Here is a 17,377-nt window from a genome sequence, read left to right as displayed (position 1 = left end):
TGATATGACAACCGGGGGAAATGGTTTATTACATTTTAATAGGTATTATTCAGCCCTCCGTCCAAAGGAATACTTGTTCCGGTGAGATATCCGGCATATTCTGAAGCCAGAAAAGCCACCAGATGTCCATATTCTTCCGGCTGCCCGAATCTTTTCATAGGAATCTTATTTTCTCTTGCCTTTTTTATTTCTTCCGCCGGAGCACCGCTTTGCTGAGCTTCATGGGTAACCAGATTTTGGATTCTTTCGGTGTCAAAATATCCTGTCAGAACATTATTCACGGTGATGTTATGCTGTGCAATTTCATTCGAAAGGGTTTTTGCCCATGCAATTACCGCAGAACGGATAGAATTTGACAGCGCCAGATTTCCGATAGGTTCCTTAACTGATAAAGAAGAAACATTGATAATACGGCCTTTTTTCTGTTGGATCATATGAGGTAAAGCCAATAATGTTGTTTCACAAACCGTTTTAAAAAGAAGATCAAACGCTTTCTGATAATCATCTGGATTTTTATCGAGTGCCAACCCTGGCTCCGGACCGTTTGTATTATTAACCAGAATATCAACAGAATGGTCATTAAAATATCCTGTTATAATTTTTTTATAATTTTCAAAGTCCGAGAAATCGGCTACCAGATATTCATGTTTTTGTTCAGGATTGATGACCGGCAGTGAAGAAACGAAGGCTTTAAGTTTTGTTTCATTTCGGGCCATAACCGTAACATTGGCTCCGCATTTTGCCAGCTCTATGGCAATTCCGGCGCCAATACCCTGTGTAGCTCCACCTATTAAAGCATTTTTTGAAAAAAGTTGAATATTCATAAGATCTTTGGATATAGTAATTGGTTAGGATAAATGTAGGAAAAAACCTCCAAATTATATTTTGAAGGTTTATTTTTTTAAGCCCAATTTCTCATTTATTTTACGACTGTAGCTTCAAGTTCCACTTTTAAAGTTTCAAACAAAGCTTTTACTTCAAGCATTGTTACAGCCTGCTGAATTTTATGTTCGGCAATCCATTCCTGAAGAATTGGAAAATATGGCCAGAGTTCTTCAGTAGAAGTTGTATAGATATTTAATCTTACGATGCCGTTACATTCATATCCCGCTATGCGGATTACTTCTTCCAGATTGGCCAATAGCCTGTTCCAGCTGCGATTTCATATCCTTATCACTGGACGTTCCATCAGGATCAATAGCCGCTTGTCCTGAGCAGTATAAAGTACTTTCAACATTTTTTACCTCTACAGCCTGAGAATAACTTCTTTCATCCTGCCATTTCCATGGGTTAACCGTTCTTTTTTCCATTGTATGAATTTGTTATATGTTACGGTACAAAATTGCAGAACAAATACAGCAAATCCCTGTGATCCGGATCACGATTATTGTGTGAGTTCCATCACAGTTTTACAGTGGAAGGCGGCTTAAAGTTTCTCTGGAAACGCCTAAATAAGCAGCTAAAAGAGATTTCGGAACACGTTGAACAAGGGAAGGATATTTTTTCAAAAGCTGGTCATACCGCTCTTTTATTCCGGTTGTCATCATGGAAATGGTTCGCTGCTGAGCGGTAATAAATCCCATATATGCTTTTTCCAGAAAAAAATGTTCCAGTTTTGGCAGATGGGCACAGAGTTTTTTATAGTCATCTAACTGAAGACACAATACTTCCGTATCTTCAAGACATTCTAAAGACATCGTTGCCAAAGTTTGCTGATAGTAAGCCGGAAAGTCTGTTTCCCACCAGTCTTCCATTGCAAATCCAATAATGTGTTCTTTTCCGGTTTCATCAGTGTAAACCAGTTTCAGAAGGCCTTTCAGAACAAAATAATTATAAGGCACCGTTTCTCCTTCCTGTACTAAAAACTGATGTTTCTTATATTTTTTATAGGTAAAACAGGATGATATGAATTCAAATTCTTCATCATTAAGAGGAATTATTTTTTCAATGTGAGACCTTAGCAAATGCAGCATGTTCTATTTCTTGTAGTATAAAAGTACTCTTTTATCATCAAGACATTTAAATTCATTGTCTTGATGATATAAACAGTGTTAAAATGTAAACGGATAAATATCACTTAATGCTGGATGAAGCCTATTCAAGGTTTTATAAAACTCTTGTTGAACAGGTTCCGGGATGTTGCCGTATTCATCGAAATACATATCCAACTGGCGGATAACAAAAGCCATTTGCAACCATTCTTCAAAATTAATATTCATAGGTTCCATCTTTTCATCATAATCATGATTATAGAAAAAAACCTGATCATCAGTATTCAGAAACCATCGATCGCCCTGCCCGTTACCTGCAAAACACCAATAATCAGTAAGAGCAAATTCTTTATTCTCATTGACAGCCTCAACCGAATTATACAGGACCGTTTCAGAAGATATTTCTGCTGTTGGTATCTGAGTGACCCAATTCCTGTACCGTTCAGAGAAAGGAAATGGTATTGTTTTGGAAAAATTCTGCACAGGACTTTTCACTTTCAATATTTCAGATTCTATTTCTACTAGAGTTAATATGGCAAAAGAAATCATAAGCTGTAAAAATTAAGGCTTTTGCTTCAACAGTTCATCAATCTGCTGGTAAAAAGAATCTTTACTATAATCTGCCAATCCTTTATGATGCAGACGTATTTCTCCTTTTTTATCCAGCACTACCGTTGTGGGTAATGATCCACTGTAAAGTACTCCGGGAATATTGCCAGCCGGCACCAGAAAAGGAACTGTAAAGCCTTTTTCCTTTAAATAAGATTTTCCAAGAGCCGTGTTATCATCAAGATTTACGGTAAGAAATACGATGTCCGGATTATTTTTATACTGATCATACAGCTTCTGAACGGAGGGAAATTCTGCTCTGCAGGGTGGACACCAAGACGCCCAAAAGTTAATGAAGACCACTTTATTTTGTAAAGCAGAAGTATCAATAACAACTCCTTCTTCATTTTTCAGCATAAACCCAGCATAAGAAATCCTTGCTGAAGTATTTTGACTCTCTTTTGATTCGGATATACTGGAATTGAGGATTCCCGTGGAAGCAACCTGTCTCATCAGCCATGCTTTTGCATCTTTATTCACCAACACGATAATGAACAATATTGTCAGTACTGCAGTGGAGGCATTTTTCCTGATCCATATTTTTACATTTTCCATACTCTTTCCTCTTAATTCTTAGCCAAGATAAGACTAAAATTCCGATCAAAAGCTCTAAAGGAGCGTTTTTAAGCTAAAAAAGTCTTTACATCACAGGATATAAAAATCCTTTAAATGTTCTGGTGTATAATTTTTATAACAAATAGCAATAAAGTTCACATAACAACCGTTAATAATTTATTTTTTAACATAATTAACTAAAAAACAATTAATAAATCAACATACAATGCATAACATTGTTTTTTATGTAACAGTCTTATTTTATTCTTGCTTTTACCATTTTTAAAAACACATTTTTTCAATGGATTTATTTCATAATTAATTTGTTACATGTAACAAATTCACTATTCATCTAACTAATCGTACATCAACAAAACATTAATTCCTATACAAGAGATCTACTACTTTAAAATAAACTAATGCAAACATCCTTTTTAAAAATTACCGCTGCCACCGCAGCGCTCTGTTTCAGCACCTTGGCAATAGCCCAACAGACCTATTCTGTAAGTGGAACTGTGAAAGACAAAAAAAACGGTGAGCTGTTAATCGGAGTATCAGTAAAAGTAAGTGAAGATCCTTCCATCAACGTTGCAGCCAATGAATATGGATTTTATTCTCTATCATTACCTGCAGGCAATTATACCATCATTATTTCCAATCCGGGATATAAAGATTTTGAACAGCAGATTACAGTAGATCAGAATATAAAACTTGATCTTCCTCTTCTGCCGCAGGAAGAAGTTACAAAAACAATTGACGAAGTAGTGGTATCCGCTGTCAAAAAGGATAAAAATTTAACATCCGCTCAAATGGGAACGGAAACATTAAGCATTAAAAATATTGAAAAACTGCCTGTCCTTTTTGGGGAAAAGGACGTCATGAAAACCATACAGCTTTTACCGGGTATCAAAAGTAACGGTGAAGGAAGCAGCGGATTTAGTGTAAGAGGTGGTGCTACTGATCAAAACCTGATATTACTGGATGAAGCTCCGGTTTATAACGCATCTCACCTTCTTGGGTTTTTCAGTACATTCAACAGTGATGCCCTGAAAGATGCCAGCATCATTAAAGGAAACAGCCCCGCCCAATATGGGGGCCGCCTTTCTTCTGTTCTGGATGTAAAAATGAAAGACGGAAATAATAAAGACTATAACCTGAATGGAGGAATCGGTCTGATCAGCAGCAGGCTGAGTGTAGAAGGCCCTATTCAGAAAGAAAAATCATCATTCATTGTTTCGGGAAGAAGAACTTATGCCGATTTGTTTCTTAAAACGAACAAAGATTATAAGGATAACAAGTTATACTTTTATGATCTTAACCTGAAAGCCAATTATCAGATCAATGAAAATAACCGTATTTATCTTTCAGGATACTTCGGAAGAGATGTTCTGGGGTTGGGAGATACGTTCAATACAGACTGGGGAAATACAACAGCCACATTAAGATGGAACAGCATTATCAGCAGCAAGCTATTCTCCAATACATCTTTCATCTACAGTAATTATGATTATAAAATCAGTCTTAAAAATGATGATACTGTATTTGATTTAAATTCAAAAATACGTGACTGGAACCTTAAGCAGGACTTCACCTGGTTTGCCGGGAATAAGCATTCTGTACGTTTCGGTCTTCAGTCTATTTATCATACTCTTACTCCTAGCAGTGCTTCCGGTACTACGGTGAGCAGTTTTCCAAGAAATCCGAGATACTCATGGGAAAATGCGGTTTATATTAACGATGATTTTAAAGCAACGGAAAAGTTAACCATCAATTACGGAGTAAGACTTTCCATATTCAGTGTATTGGGAGGAGATACATTTAATACCTATGAAAACGGGATACTTACTGACAGTGAATTCTTAGAGAAAGGAAAATTCGGAAAAACGTATGTGAATCCTGAGCCGCGAATCAGTGCGAACTACCGCATCAATGAAGTAAGCAGTGTGAAGGGAGGCTATTCCCGCAACACACAGAATCTTCACCTTTTAAGCAACAGCAACAGTGGAAATCCTACTGACCAGTGGATAGGAAGCAGCTATACGGTAAAACCTGAAATTGCAGACCAGATCAGTGTGGGCTACAGCAGGAATTTCAACAACAATAATTATGAATTGAATGCTGAAGTTTACTACAAATCCATGAAAAATCAAATCGACTTCAAAAACGGAGCTCAGATTGGGTTTGATGCCGGATCTGATGTAGAAAGTGAACTGTTGTTCGGAAAAGGAAGAGCTTATGGTCTGGAACTTATTGCTAAAAAGAAAAGCGGAAAACTTACAGGATGGATTTCCTATACCCTTTCTAAAACGGAAAGAAAGATCAACGGAATTAATAATAATGAATGGTATAATGCCAGAATGGATAAAACCCACGATCTATCCATTGTTGCCACTTACCAGCTTAATCCAAAATGGAGCTTCTCAGGATTGTTTGTTTACAGCACAGGAAATGCCGTTACCTTCCCTACCGGAAAATATGAGCTGAACGGTCAAACAATATTCCAGTACAGCAACAGAAATGCTGACAGAATGCCTGCGTATCACAGAATGGATCTGAGTGCAACTTATGAACCAACTTCCAATAAGCGATTCCGTGGTTCATGGACGTTCGGTATTTATAACCTATACGGTAGAGAGAATGCCTATACCATCAATTTCGAAGACAATCCTGACCGTCCCGGAACAACACGTGCGATGCAGACCTCTTTGTTCCGCTGGGTACCCAATATCACTTATAACTTCAAATTCTAAATCATGAAAAATACTTTTTATATCATATTATCTCTCTTTGCATTAACCTCTTGTGAAAAAGAGATTGATCTGGATCTGAATAATCAGAGCGGAAATATTGTCATCGAAGGGAATGTAACGAATCAATCAGGACCTTATACGGTAAAAATTACAAAATCAGTTAGCTTTTCAGAACCTAATCAATATCCTGCTGTCACAGGAGCTCAGGTTGTTTTAAGTGATGATATGGGGCAGACTGAAACGCTTCAGTATGCAGGAAACGGAATGTATCAAACCACCACTTTTGTAGGAACGCCTGGCAGAACTTACACGTTGAAAGTACAGGCGGAAGGAAAACAGTATACTGCTCAGAGCAGAATGCCTGAAAATGTTCATTTTGACGGGCTTGAACAGAGTTCGTTCAAGTTCGGTGATAAAATTACGTATACTCTCTTACCAATCTTTACAGATCCGATGCCACTTGGGAACCGTTATCTTTTCAGTTTTACGATCAATGATCTTCCTAAAAAATACATGAATACTTTTTCAGACAATGTAAATAACGGAATGCCTAATCAACAACCTCTGATTCTGCCAAATGACGATAACAAAGGAAGAGACCATGAAGTGATTGTGGGGGACAAAATCCATGTAGAAATGCAGTCTATTGATAACAATATATTCACTTACTATAGTGCTCTGCTTCAGATTTCCGGAGGTAATGGCGGAGGCACTACTCCAGCCAACCCACCAAGTAATATCAACAACGGAGCTTTGGGCTATTTTTCCGCCCATACAACAGATACGGAGACTTTTGTGATCCAGCCTGTAACTCCATAAATTTAAAAGGATATTCCAATCACCGGAATATCCTTTTTTATTCTGGTTATCTCAACTTTCTTTTCAAGGAATAATATCTGTACAATGGTTTATCATACCGTATTACACAGAACAATAATCACCTTTAAGCAATTATTTCATATTGCTAATTTTTATTAGTAAAATGATTTAAATTAAAAAGCTTCAATTCTTCTACTGACAATCTGTTGTCATAACTACCTATTACCTTTGTTTAAAATTAGTTTAAACAAAAAATACCCTATGAAACTTACCTCATTACGACTCATCAGCAAAGACATCAAAGCAGCAGTGGAATTTTACGAACAAACCATGGGAGCAACTGCCAGATGGTATACTGAAGATTTTGCAGAGCTTTCTACAGATTCTATAACTATTGCGATCGGAAGTACCCGGACGATGCAAATGTTTTCAGAAGGTCTTACAGAGTTCGCAGGAACAAAATCAACTATTATTGAATTTATGGTTAAAAATGTAGATGAAGAATATGAAAGAATAAAAAGTATTGCTTCGGATATTATTCAGGAACCTACAACAATGCCCTGGGGAAACAGATCACTTCTGTTCTGTGATCCGGATGGAAATATGATTAACTTTTTTACTCCTGTAAGTGTAGAAGCTGTAAAGAAATTCAACTAAGTTTTTCATCAATAAAAACAATAACTCGCTGAATTCCACAGCGAGTTTTTTATTAATATGAATTTTAAAAAAAATAAATTTATTTCCCTAGGAACTCAATCGCTTTCCCTACAAACATATCATGGTATTGATAGAAAGAGGCATGTCCTGAATCCGGGAAAATCACCAATTCTGCCTGATCTAAGTTCTGAGCCATATTTTTAGCATTCTGAACAGACACTGGAAGGTCATTCTCACCGTGCACAATCAATACCGGATTTTTGATTTTTTTTATTTCCGTAAGAGCATCAGCGCTAGGCTGGGCCCAGCTCAATACCGCTGTAAATTGTGAATTTGAAGCATTATCATTTAATGGAAGATCTCTATCTACTGTACGAAGCTGGATTCTTGCATAAGATGCTTTTCCTTCCGCAGTACTCTGAGCCGACTCTGTAAATCCAAATTTCAGAAAGGAAGCTTCAGGACTTAATCCCGCTGTTCCCGCAATAATATTAGGTAAGTTCGATAATCCGATTGCCCCCTGAGGTCCTGTTCCGGTTAAAATCACTTTATTAATTAATGAAGGGTGGGTCAGTACTATTCTCTGTGCAATAAAACCACCCATGGAAAATCCCATGATATTCACTTTGTTCAAATTCAATGCATTGATAAAATCGACAGCATCATCGGCCATTGCCTGAACAGTATTGGGGGTAATTCCCTTTGAAGAAGCAACTCCTTTATTATCGAAGATAATTACTTTATATTTTTTGGCCAGTCCATCAGTCACTGCAGGATCCCAGTCATCCATTGAACCGCCTAATCCCGGCAGAAGAACTAATGGAATTCCATCTTCTTTTCCTAAAACGCGGTATGCAATGGCATTTCCTTTAACGTTTATGAATTGGGTTTTGGCAGTTTGGTGGTTTCTGTTTTGTATCTCCTGTACCGTGGGAGGTTCATTTTCTTCAGTGCAGGACACTGTCACTACGGTAAAAAGAGTTAAGCATAGCAGGCTAACGGCTGAAATTTTTCTGATTGTTTTCATTGTTTATTTTTGTTTGATTATGGTGCAAACATAAAACATAAAAACTGGCAGAACATTCAAAAGCTTTATCAACAGGACATTTTAGGAATTCAATTAGACATTTTTGAAGGTGAAAATTTGAAGCGAAAGTTTAAAGATGATTTCTTGAAAGTTCTTAGACCGTTTTCAAGACATGGAGAGTTTTCATTGCTTTTTCAGCATCTTCTTTTGCAATAAAAATATGATCATGAAAATAAGCAGCAACTACATTACAGCTGATATTTTTCTGTTTCAGCGCATTTGCAAAGGCTGCCGTTAGCCCTACAGCTTCCAGGGAAGAATGAATATTCAGAGTAATCCATGAAGCAATATAACTGTAAGTCATACTCCATTCATCTGCAACCTCTTTTTTTAAAACAATGGTAACCGCCTCAGTTTCCCGAAAGAAAAATAAGATCTTTTCTATATCCGGAATCTCTCTGGGGGTTTCAACAGCACAAAACACATATTCTCCGGCATTTAATATTGGTTCCATATTCTGAAGCAGAACGGCCAGATCTTTTTCTCCTGACATCTTTTTGGGTACAAAACTAAGATATAGATTGCAACATCAATTTATCAAATGATAAAAAAACAAAAAAGGAGGCTGTATGCCTCCTTTTTTGTTTTGTAATTATAACCTTTCAACAGAACCTCTTTATATGTATTTGTGTTTTTCATTTGGCTTTTTAAGAAGCCCGTTTAAGGTTATTCATCACTCCGTTTAATTTCATCAGTGTTTTATTAATTTCATCATTTGTGTTTTTATAACTATCGTTTATTAATTATATAGTTATAATCATTTGTTGTTTTGTGTATGAAATTTAAAATCTGAATAAGCTTTTTCATTTACTTTTTTCATTACTTAAATTTCACAGTACAAAGGAACAACATTACAAAATAAAATCTTCTATAAACCCCATCGATACATCTCGATTTACTTATAGATATTTATCGATAAAACAAATTCTCTGACAATAAAAAGTGAAGAATATCCTACAGACTGCTATAGTTTGTGGTGTGTTTTTATGAGGTCTACCAGTTCAACCATATTCTCTATCTTTAGTTTTTCAAAGATATTTTTTTTAATTGTGCTTACTGTATTCTGTTTGATATTCAAGCTGTTTGAAATTTCAAGGTTTCCATATCCCTCAGCATAGAGTTCTGCAATCTGCAGTTCCCGTTTGGTCAAACTGTTGAGAGGGCTTATCAGGTCCGGATTGTAAACAAGCTGTACCAATAAGTTTCTTAAAAGGTCAGAAAAATATTCTCCCTTCTCTATAAAAGTTGTGATCGCTTCCCTTACCTCTTCCTCTTCACTCAGTTTGCTTAGGTATCCGTTAGCACCCGCTTTAATAAATTTAAGGCCATGCAGATCCTCTTCAAGTCCCGTAAAAATCAAAACTTTAAGATCAGGATTTACACTTTTCATCTGGGGCAGAATATGCAGGCTGTTCCCGTCCGGGAAATGAGCATCAATGATGGCCATCTCAACGCCCTTTGATTCTATCAGCTCCAATACCTGATGTAAGGATGAAGTCTGATAAACTTTGGCATTGGGAACAATATCATTTATAACAATTTCCATTCCCTGGCGCACAATGCTGTGATCATCTGCCAGCAGGAAAATAATTTCTTTATTTTGAATTGATGTTTCCATTATTATTAAGATTTAAATTGATCCTGAATGTCACTTTCGTTCCTTTGTGCAGTTTACTTTCCACTGATATATCACCGTCGAAAAGTTCTACGATTTCCTTTACCAGATTAAGACCAAGTCCTGCCCCCAGATTATCTACTTCATCAGATACCATTCCCTGATAGTAAGGATCAAAAATTTTACCAAGATCAGATTCTGATATACCTACTCCGGTGTCTCCTACCGTTGTAATCAGAGAAATTTGATTTTTTCCTATGGGTTCTGTGGTCATAACGAGATCAATCTGTCCGTTTTCTGTAAATTTATTGGCATTCCCCAGAATATTCATGAAAATCTGGTTGATTCTTATATTATCAGAATATACCACTATCTCATCAGGAATTCTGTCTGTTACCACAAACCTGTTGTTTCTGGTTTCCAGATAAGGAGTAATTACTTTCACAATAGAACTGATCTCATCTTTAAGATTGAAAACCGATTTTATAAGTTCTTTTTCAGCATTCTCATTTTTAGTGTATTCAAGGATTTGGTTAGATTGCAGAAGCAAAGTACTGTTGGTAAACTTGATAGATTTAAGATAATCCTTTATTGTTTCATCCTCTGTAGTTCTGTGGATCTTATCTATAAAAATATTGATAATTTTTAACGGAGATCTGAGATCGTGGCTCAGCATTCCCAGAATTCTATTTTTAAAGTTAAGATTCTTTTTAATCTCTTTATTCGCAGCATTAAGTTTTTGTTCATAAATAAATGCTACTCTTGTAAAATACATGATCAGAACAGATACAATAAACATAAGAATCATTAATCCCAATACCAGATAGGTCCTGATCGTGTTATTATTGGAACTCTGCTCGTTGTATTCCTTTTCCAGTTCTGTTTTAAAATCCTTGATGGCATTTTCATAAACCTCTATCAGTCCGTTACTATAAACAAGTAATTTACTGAAATTGCTGTAAAACTGTAAGTTATTTTTCTGATTTTGGGCAGCAAGCAGCTGTACTTTCTTTACTTCAGCAGCATAATGTTTATCCATAGACTTTATCGTGTTGTCCATTTTAGATTTAACCTGAGAAAGATCCAGCGTCTTGTTGTTGGTCATTGTGATTACCGTGCTTTCTTTCTGAACATCCACTTTCCCTGTTACAGCATCTTTTAAACGACCGAAGAAGCCTTTCTTTTTAACAGTATCGGCATAAGTACGGGTCTGAATTTTAAGATCTTCAAAGTCATTTTTATACTTTGCGGGCTCATATTGCTTATCCTCTATCTTTGCAGGCGGATTCAAAGAAGTCTGGTATACTGAATCTATCAATGTTTTCAGTTTTGCAGTCTTCACCATATCCTGGTTATGAAGAGCCAGGGTCTTTTTCAGTCTGGGACTTGTATTTTCATATTCACCGATTTTATCAAAATTGATTTTAAGTTTTCTCAACGACTGAAAATATAACTGCAGCTCTTTATTATCCTGAGCAGCCATGTATTTCTGAAGATGTTCCTGGGCATCCAGAAAATCTTTTCTGGAATTATCCGTCAATCCTCCCAATGCACGGCTCTCTTCCAGCTGATCTTTAATAAATTTCAGCTTCTTCCCGTTGACAAATTCATTATAAAAAAATATGGCGATAATGACCTGTATCAGTAAAATACAAAGGATCAATGAGTAATGAACAACTTTTCTCAATTTAAAATTTAAGAATTTATATTTCATATCTGTTTATCAGTTAAATCAATTTCCTGACTACATAAGTCTATTTGGTATTAATTTTCAACAATATACCATTATTTTCAATAATTCCGTAATAATGATATATTTTCCAATTCGCAAAGTTAAAGTAATTTTTGTCTTCTTATAATAATGAATATTTGATTAAACCCACAAAAATGAATTTTATTTTTTATCAAAACGTCTTATAAGCATTAAGTTTTATTCACGTAAACTCATTTTTTTAGATCAATTGTAAAAAGTGAGGTACAGTAAAATATTCTGCATCTGCTTATTTTATTATATCTACCGAATAATATCTGATCAGATGGAGCATGAAAAAATCAACCCGCCACTTCTATATTCAGTTATTTTAAAGAACCATTCTTACTCTCTCCAACAAACTTTCCGCCCATTAAGTATTTCTACTCAATACCACAATTGGTTATTTACACTCTAAGAACATATACCCTCTTCTTTGTTACTTTGAAATGCTTATTAATACGGTAGAAAACCATGAGATGGGCCACAAAATTCACGCCTTTCTTAGGTAAAATCATGTCTGATCTCGCATTAGACTGACATACCGATTTTGACATTACCCCTTTCCGATTAGGATATAAATATTTCTTAGCATTTAAAAAAATTATAAAACCATGAACAGAGAAAACGTAAATAAAGATACACCGCTGTATCCGGGAATGCAGCCCGACCTGAAAGTAGAAGTAGCTATTATTGGTGCCGGAACTTCCGGACTATACACTGCTTTCCGTTTGGTAACGGACAATAAGTATAAAGGTAATGAAGTCCAGATTTTCGACATGAGTGACAGATTAGGCGGAAGACTGGAATCCGTAGTCATGCCGGGAATGAATTTCTGGGGTGAGCTAGGAGGTATGCGTTACCTGACTTCTCAGGAAATTGTAACCACACTGATAGAAGGTTACCCATTGAAAGAACAAGATTTAAACAAAAGGACTCCTGTTCTGAAAGATAAGATGACTCCTATTCCATTCCATATGGGAGAGCCTGAAAAACTTCTTATGTACATCAGAAAAGAACGTTTCAAGCAGAATGCCTGGACAGAAGAACAGAAACATGACAACAAACTGATTACCCGCTATTACCTGAATGAGGAGGATGAAGGATTTAGTTCTGATCAGTTATTCAATAAAATTATTTACAATGTTTTAATGGCTGATTCATGGGTAGCTGAAACCTATAAAGAACTGATCATTGCAGACCCTAACGGGTATGATTATACATTTAAACTGACCAGCCGGGACTGGGATGCTATAAAACCAAGACTGATTTATAATTTCCCTGGTTCCCCTTATGACAAACGTCTGGTAAATGATATCGGTTTCTGGAATTTAATCAAAGACCAGGTTTCTCAGGAAGGTTATGAGTTTTTGGCCAATGCCGGAGGATATTATTCCAATACCATCAACTGGAATTCTGCTGAGGCATTTCCGTATATGGTAGGGGATTTTTCTGCCGACACCACCTACAAAACCATTGAAGAAGGATATGACAGCATTGCTTATGCGGTAGCTAACGCTTACATGGAACATGAAGGTGCTCGCATCTGGTCTGAAAATAAGCTGATTACTTTCACCAAAGATCATCATTTGACCCATACTCATAAATATGAACTTACTTTCCTGAATATACAAAGCAATACAACCTGGAAAGTATATGCTAATTCATTAGTATTAGGTATGCCAAGAAAATCCCTTGAGCTTCTGGATCAGAACAACTTCTTCTTCGATGCCAGCAAGCAAGAGAAATTGAATGAAAATATCCGTTCTATCATTATGGAACCGGCTTTTAAAATCCTGATGGGCTTTGAACGTCCTTGGTGGAGAGATCTTGATATTCATTCCGGACATTCTATTACAGACTTACCTATGAGACAGTGCTATTATTTCGGTACCGATGATGAAACTAAAAATTCTATGCTGTTGGGAAGCTATGGTGATATGGAAACCGAAACGTTCTGGAAAGCACTTTCTGATGACAAAGTTCTGTTTAAAGTAAAAGCAGCCAAATCAGCATCGCTGGAAGCCTTACACAAGCTTGATGATGTTCAGGCGACCCAATTTATGGTTAATGAATTGATGAATCAGCTTAGAGAACTACACGGTGACAGTGTTGACATTCCGGAACCTTATGTAACCTATTTCAGAGACTGGACGGATGATCCTTATGGCGCAGGATATCATGCATGGAAAGCCGGCTTCTCTGTGAAAGAGGTCATGCCTTATATGAGAAAGCCATTGGCAGATGAGCAAATCCACATCATCGGGGAAGCCTATTCTGATCAGCAAGGCTGGGTGGAAGGCGCTTTCTGTGAAGCTGAAAAAATGCTTCAGACCCATTTTAAATTAGACTGGCCGTACTGGCTGGATCGTGAATATTATTTAGGATGGTAATCTTGAATACATAATAATAAGATGATGTATATTAATAAAGCTCCGGACTGTTTCGGAGCTTTATTGTTTTTATTTCAACCTCATATAACACACTTAATGTAAGTACTTTAATTTACTTAATAATTTTTAGATCAAAATATTTATTGGAATATTTATTAATTTACTACATTTGCATAACTAGTTATATAATCAATTATACTTATGGATTTATTTAAAAAAACAGGGAAAATTGCATTAGGCAGCAGATTGCGGTTTATGGCCTCAAATATTACAGAAGAAGCAGCAAAAATCTATGAACTATATGATGTTGATTTTTCACCAAAATGGTTTCCGGTATTTTTTGTTCTTTCCGAAGAAGGTTCAAAAACAATAACTGAGATTGCAGAAGAAATAGGACATTCCCAACCTTCTGTAACCAAAATCATCAAAGAAATGACCACAGCGGGATTGGTAAAGGATAACCAGAAGTCACAGGATAAAAGGAGAAATATTGCAGGACTTACCGAAAAAGGAAAAAAGCTTTCTGCTAAAATAAAAGTTCAATGTACAGATATTGACCATGCTATTGATGAAATGATTAGCGAAGCAACACACAATCTTTGGGAAGCTCTCGCAGAGTGGGAACATCTGTTTGAACAAAAGTCTTTGCTCGCAAGAGTAAAAGAACAGAAAAAAGCCCGTGAAAGCAAAAATGTAAAGATCGTTGAATATGAACCAAAATACCAATCCGCATTCAAAGCACTCAACGAAGAATGGATCTCAACTTATTTTGAGATGGAAGATGCTGATTATAAAGCGCTAGACAATCCTGAAGAATACATTTTAAATAAAGGAGGAAAAATTCTTGTAGCCTTATACAATGAAGAACCGCTCGGGGTTTGTGCTCTTATAAAAATGAATGATCCCTATTATGATTTTGAACTGGCAAAAATGGCTGTTTCTCCAAAGGCACAGGGAAAAAATATAGGCTGGCTGCTGGGACAGGCAATCATCAGAAAAGCAAAAGACTCCGGAGCATCAAAAATATACCTTGAAAGCAATACGCTGCTGAAACCTGCCATTAATCTCTATTACAAACTAGGTTTCCAGAAAGTAACCGGACGATCTACCCCTTATCAGCGCTGTAATATTCAAATGGAATTAAATGTAAATGATTAAAATATGTATAATAAAAAAGTAGCCATCGTCATTAAGGACGACCTGTTACCATGGCAAAAGCTCAATGTTGCCTCTTTTCTGGCAGGAAGTATTGCTATTGAGTTTCCGGAAACTCATGGTGAAAGATTCGTAACTGCAGATCAGGAAGAGTTTTTACCCTTTATAAAGCATCCTACTCTTGTCTACAAAGCGGAAAGCACAGAAAAGCTTCAAAGAGCATTTCGCCGCTCGAAAGACCGCGATCTGGCTATTGGAATTTATACTCAACAACTTTTTGAGACCCGCTCAGGTGAAGAGAATGTTCTTGAAATAGCAAAACATACTGCTGATGAACTGGATCTGGTTGGTATTATCGTATATGGTGAAAATAAAAAAGTAGATAAAGCTTTGGATGGACTCAAATTTCATGAATAAATACAGGCAGAAAGAGCACTTACCATTTGTGAGGGCTATGTTTATGATCAAAAAGAGGAAAAACTTATTGCAAAAATGACGGCAAGAATGATTGTCATTCAGTCATAAAGCCAATTTTTTCTCATAATACTTAAAATGCATGAATCTTCTTGTTTGTGCATTTTTCTATATAAATACTGATATTCATTGCACTGGATATTGCCAAAGTATGAGCTGTTATATACTAATTCCATATCGACATCATTAGTTTTTTCTATTTCTCAAGAGGAATCTTGAGGTGATATTTTCCTAACTTTTCAGTTTGAAACAAAGTAAAGGAATACTGAATACTTCAGACCGTTCATTTTATAGTAAACTGAAATATTCACAACAAATAACAGCAAAACAGCTTCATCATCTTATGACAGATAAAAATTTTAATCCTCAGAAAGGCTTTATATTCAGTAAACATATGCCGGAGGAATTATCACATTTTGACCGGGTCTTTGATGTTTTCAAAGATTTGCTCACCCATACCTCCGGAGATATTGAAGAAGCCTTCGAATGGCTTGATATGCTTGATAAAGAATATGACATTTTTGACGAGGAATATACCCTTCAGGATTTTGAAGAAGATTTGAAAAAAAGAGGTTATATCAAAGAGGAAGACCCTGAAGAAGGTAATACCGGAAGTGGAAAAGGTAAAAATATATTAACTCCAAAACTGGAAGCAGCTCTCCGTGAATATGCTTTAGACCAGATTTTTGGAAAACTGAAGAAAAATGGGGCAGGAAATCACCGCACCAGCAAAACAGGAATTGGTGATGAGCGTGATGGTGAAAACCGTTCCTTCCAATATGGAGATGACTTAGCCGCAGTGAATATGACTGAAAGCTTAAAAAATGCCCAGATCAATAACGGAATTTCAGACCTGCGCCTTACAGAAGATGACCTCATTGTAGAAGAAACCAAACATAAGGCACAAATGAGTACCGTCCTCATGATCGACATCAGCCACTCTATGATCTTATACGGTGAAGACCGCATTACTCCAGCGAAAAAAGTTGCCATGGCACTCGTGGAACTGATTAAACGAAAATATCCCAAAGATTCCATTGACATCATCGTTTTTGGAAATGAAGCATGGCCAATCAAGATCAAAGACCTTCCCTATTTAAAAGTAGGCCCTTACCATACCAATACAGTGGCTGGACTTGAGCTTGCAATGGATATTCTCCGCAGAAAAAGAAATACCAACAAGCAGATTTTTATGATCACAGACGGAAAACCGAGCTGTATTCAGTTACCAAGCGGTGAGTTTTATATGAACAGTTTTGGTTTGGATGAAAAGATTGTTAACCAATGCCTCAACAGAGCAGCACAGGCCAGAAAGTTGAAAATTCCCATCACTACTTTTATGATTGCCCAAGACCCATATCTGCGTCAGTTTGTAGAAGAGTTTACAGCTCAGAATAAAGGTAAAGCATTTTTGACAGGGCTATCAGGTTTAGGACAAATGATCTTCGAGGATTACGAAAAAAACAGAATAAGAAGAATATAGAGGTCGTACTTCAGACTTCATCAAAGCATTAAAATAAAA

Annotated in this window: 15 protein-coding genes and 1 pseudogene; 7 read left to right on the top strand and 9 right to left on the bottom strand. The window is 36.4% G+C overall.

Annotation, left to right across the window (positions count from 1 at the left end):
• Positions 1–35 precede the first annotated feature (35 nt).
• The 5 genes and pseudogenes from KIK00_RS01580 to KIK00_RS01560 all read right to left on the bottom strand — a co-directional run bounded on the left by KIK00_RS01580 (position 36) and on the right by KIK00_RS01560 (position 3,155).
• Positions 36–824 carry an SDR family oxidoreductase gene (locus tag KIK00_RS01580; protein ID WP_255814824.1) on the bottom strand — a complete coding sequence of 263 codons (789 nt, stop codon included), beginning with the start codon at positions 822–824 and terminating at the stop codon, positions 36–38.
• Between the two features lie 95 nt (positions 825–919).
• Positions 920–1,310 (bottom strand): annotated as a pseudogene (locus KIK00_RS01575) (RidA family protein).
• Between the two features lie 99 nt (positions 1,311–1,409).
• Complete coding sequence (locus tag KIK00_RS01570; RefSeq protein ID WP_255814823.1) at positions 1,410–1,973, bottom strand: Crp/Fnr family transcriptional regulator; 564 nt, start codon at positions 1,971–1,973, stop codon at positions 1,410–1,412.
• Positions 1,974–2,051: 78 nt separating this feature from the next.
• Positions 2,052–2,486 (bottom strand): hypothetical protein, encoded by a 435-nt coding sequence (locus KIK00_RS01565; protein WP_255814822.1) that lies wholly within the window; start codon positions 2,484–2,486, stop codon positions 2,052–2,054.
• Between the two features lie 66 nt (positions 2,487–2,552).
• Positions 2,553–3,155, bottom strand: coding sequence for a TlpA disulfide reductase family protein (locus tag KIK00_RS01560; RefSeq protein ID WP_255814821.1), 603 nt, complete (start codon positions 3,153–3,155; stop codon positions 2,553–2,555).
• Positions 3,156–3,574: 419 nt separating this feature from the next.
• Here KIK00_RS01560 and KIK00_RS01555 point away from each other — a divergent pair, with 419 nt between their 5' ends.
• The 3 genes from KIK00_RS01555 to KIK00_RS01545 all read left to right on the top strand — a co-directional run bounded on the left by KIK00_RS01555 (position 3,575) and on the right by KIK00_RS01545 (position 7,381).
• On the top strand, positions 3,575–5,905 hold the full coding sequence (locus KIK00_RS01555) for a TonB-dependent receptor (protein ID WP_255814820.1): 2,331 nt from the start codon (positions 3,575–3,577) through the stop codon (positions 5,903–5,905).
• Positions 5,906–5,908: 3 nt separating this feature from the next.
• The gene (locus tag KIK00_RS01550) at positions 5,909–6,724 is read left to right on the top strand and encodes a DUF4249 domain-containing protein (protein ID WP_255814819.1); all 816 of its coding nucleotides are present in this window, start codon (positions 5,909–5,911) and stop codon (positions 6,722–6,724) included.
• Between the two features lie 261 nt (positions 6,725–6,985).
• Positions 6,986–7,381: a VOC family protein gene (locus KIK00_RS01545; RefSeq protein WP_255814818.1), complete on the top strand. Its 396-nt coding sequence runs from the start codon at positions 6,986–6,988 to the stop codon at positions 7,379–7,381.
• 79 nt (positions 7,382–7,460) lie between these two features.
• On the opposite strand, the gene KIK00_RS01540 is transcribed toward KIK00_RS01545, so the two are convergent.
• The 4 genes from KIK00_RS01540 to KIK00_RS01525 all read right to left on the bottom strand — a co-directional run bounded on the left by KIK00_RS01540 (position 7,461) and on the right by KIK00_RS01525 (position 11,797).
• On the bottom strand, positions 7,461–8,408 hold the full coding sequence (locus tag KIK00_RS01540) for an alpha/beta fold hydrolase (protein WP_255814817.1): 948 nt from the start codon (positions 8,406–8,408) through the stop codon (positions 7,461–7,463).
• A gap of 154 nt (positions 8,409–8,562) precedes the next feature.
• Positions 8,563–8,961, bottom strand: coding sequence for an ACT domain-containing protein (locus KIK00_RS01535; RefSeq protein WP_255814816.1), 399 nt, complete (start codon positions 8,959–8,961; stop codon positions 8,563–8,565).
• A gap of 471 nt (positions 8,962–9,432) precedes the next feature.
• Positions 9,433–10,086 (bottom strand): response regulator transcription factor, encoded by a 654-nt coding sequence (locus KIK00_RS01530; protein ID WP_255814815.1) that lies wholly within the window; start codon positions 10,084–10,086, stop codon positions 9,433–9,435.
• Positions 10,064–11,797, bottom strand: coding sequence for a HAMP domain-containing sensor histidine kinase (locus KIK00_RS01525; protein ID WP_255814814.1), 1,734 nt, complete (start codon positions 11,795–11,797; stop codon positions 10,064–10,066). Before KIK00_RS01525 ends, KIK00_RS01530 begins: the two co-directional genes overlap by 23 nt.
• A gap of 650 nt (positions 11,798–12,447) precedes the next feature.
• Here KIK00_RS01525 and KIK00_RS01520 point away from each other — a divergent pair.
• The 4 genes from KIK00_RS01520 (at position 12,448) to KIK00_RS01505 (ending at position 17,338) form a co-directional block, all read left to right on the top strand.
• Positions 12,448–14,226: an FAD-dependent oxidoreductase gene (locus KIK00_RS01520; protein ID WP_255814813.1), complete on the top strand. Its 1,779-nt coding sequence runs from the start codon at positions 12,448–12,450 to the stop codon at positions 14,224–14,226.
• Between the two features lie 201 nt (positions 14,227–14,427).
• On the top strand, positions 14,428–15,384 hold the full coding sequence (locus tag KIK00_RS01515) for a helix-turn-helix domain-containing GNAT family N-acetyltransferase (RefSeq protein WP_255814812.1): 957 nt from the start codon (positions 14,428–14,430) through the stop codon (positions 15,382–15,384).
• Positions 15,385–15,387: 3 nt separating this feature from the next.
• Positions 15,388–15,798 (top strand): DUF2000 domain-containing protein, encoded by a 411-nt coding sequence (locus KIK00_RS01510; protein ID WP_255814811.1) that lies wholly within the window; start codon positions 15,388–15,390, stop codon positions 15,796–15,798.
• 400 nt (positions 15,799–16,198) lie between these two features.
• Positions 16,199–17,338, top strand: coding sequence for a VWA domain-containing protein (locus KIK00_RS01505; protein ID WP_255816706.1), 1,140 nt, complete (start codon positions 16,199–16,201; stop codon positions 17,336–17,338).
• Positions 17,339–17,377: the final 39 nt, after the last annotated feature.

The organism is Chryseobacterium sp. MA9 (assembly GCF_024399315.1).
Taxonomy (GTDB): Bacteria; Bacteroidota; Bacteroidia; order Flavobacteriales; family Weeksellaceae; genus Chryseobacterium.
The sequence above is the reverse complement of the archived record's forward strand: the minus strand, read 5'-3'. Positions and strand labels throughout refer to the sequence as shown.

Bases quoted from the DNA above. Each gene is read 5' to 3' on its own strand.
- KIK00_RS01580 (WP_255814824.1), bottom strand. From the start codon at position 824: ATGAATATTCAACTTTTTTCAAAAAATGCTTTAATAGGTGGAGCTACA.
- KIK00_RS01570 (WP_255814823.1), bottom strand. From the start codon at position 1,973: ATGCTGCATTTGCTAAGGTCTCACATTGAAAAAATAATTCCTCTTAAT.
- KIK00_RS01560 (WP_255814821.1), bottom strand. From the start codon at position 3,155: ATGGAAAATGTAAAAATATGGATCAGGAAAAATGCCTCCACTGCAGTA.
- KIK00_RS01555 (WP_255814820.1), top strand. From the start codon at position 3,575: ATGCAAACATCCTTTTTAAAAATTACCGCTGCCACCGCAGCGCTCTGT.
- KIK00_RS01550 (WP_255814819.1), top strand. From the start codon at position 5,909: ATGAAAAATACTTTTTATATCATATTATCTCTCTTTGCATTAACCTCT.
- KIK00_RS01545 (WP_255814818.1), top strand. From the start codon at position 6,986: ATGAAACTTACCTCATTACGACTCATCAGCAAAGACATCAAAGCAGCA.
- KIK00_RS01540 (WP_255814817.1), bottom strand. From the start codon at position 8,408: ATGAAAACAATCAGAAAAATTTCAGCCGTTAGCCTGCTATGCTTAACT.
- KIK00_RS01535 (WP_255814816.1), bottom strand. From the start codon at position 8,961: ATGTCAGGAGAAAAAGATCTGGCCGTTCTGCTTCAGAATATGGAACCA.
- KIK00_RS01530 (WP_255814815.1), bottom strand. From the start codon at position 10,086: ATGGAAACATCAATTCAAAATAAAGAAATTATTTTCCTGCTGGCAGAT.
- KIK00_RS01525 (WP_255814814.1), bottom strand. From the start codon at position 11,797: ATGAAATATAAATTCTTAAATTTTAAATTGAGAAAAGTTGTTCATTAC.
- KIK00_RS01520 (WP_255814813.1), top strand. From the start codon at position 12,448: ATGAACAGAGAAAACGTAAATAAAGATACACCGCTGTATCCGGGAATG.
- KIK00_RS01515 (WP_255814812.1), top strand. From the start codon at position 14,428: ATGGATTTATTTAAAAAAACAGGGAAAATTGCATTAGGCAGCAGATTG.
- KIK00_RS01510 (WP_255814811.1), top strand. From the start codon at position 15,388: ATGTATAATAAAAAAGTAGCCATCGTCATTAAGGACGACCTGTTACCA.
- KIK00_RS01505 (WP_255816706.1), top strand. From the start codon at position 16,199: ATGACAGATAAAAATTTTAATCCTCAGAAAGGCTTTATATTCAGTAAA.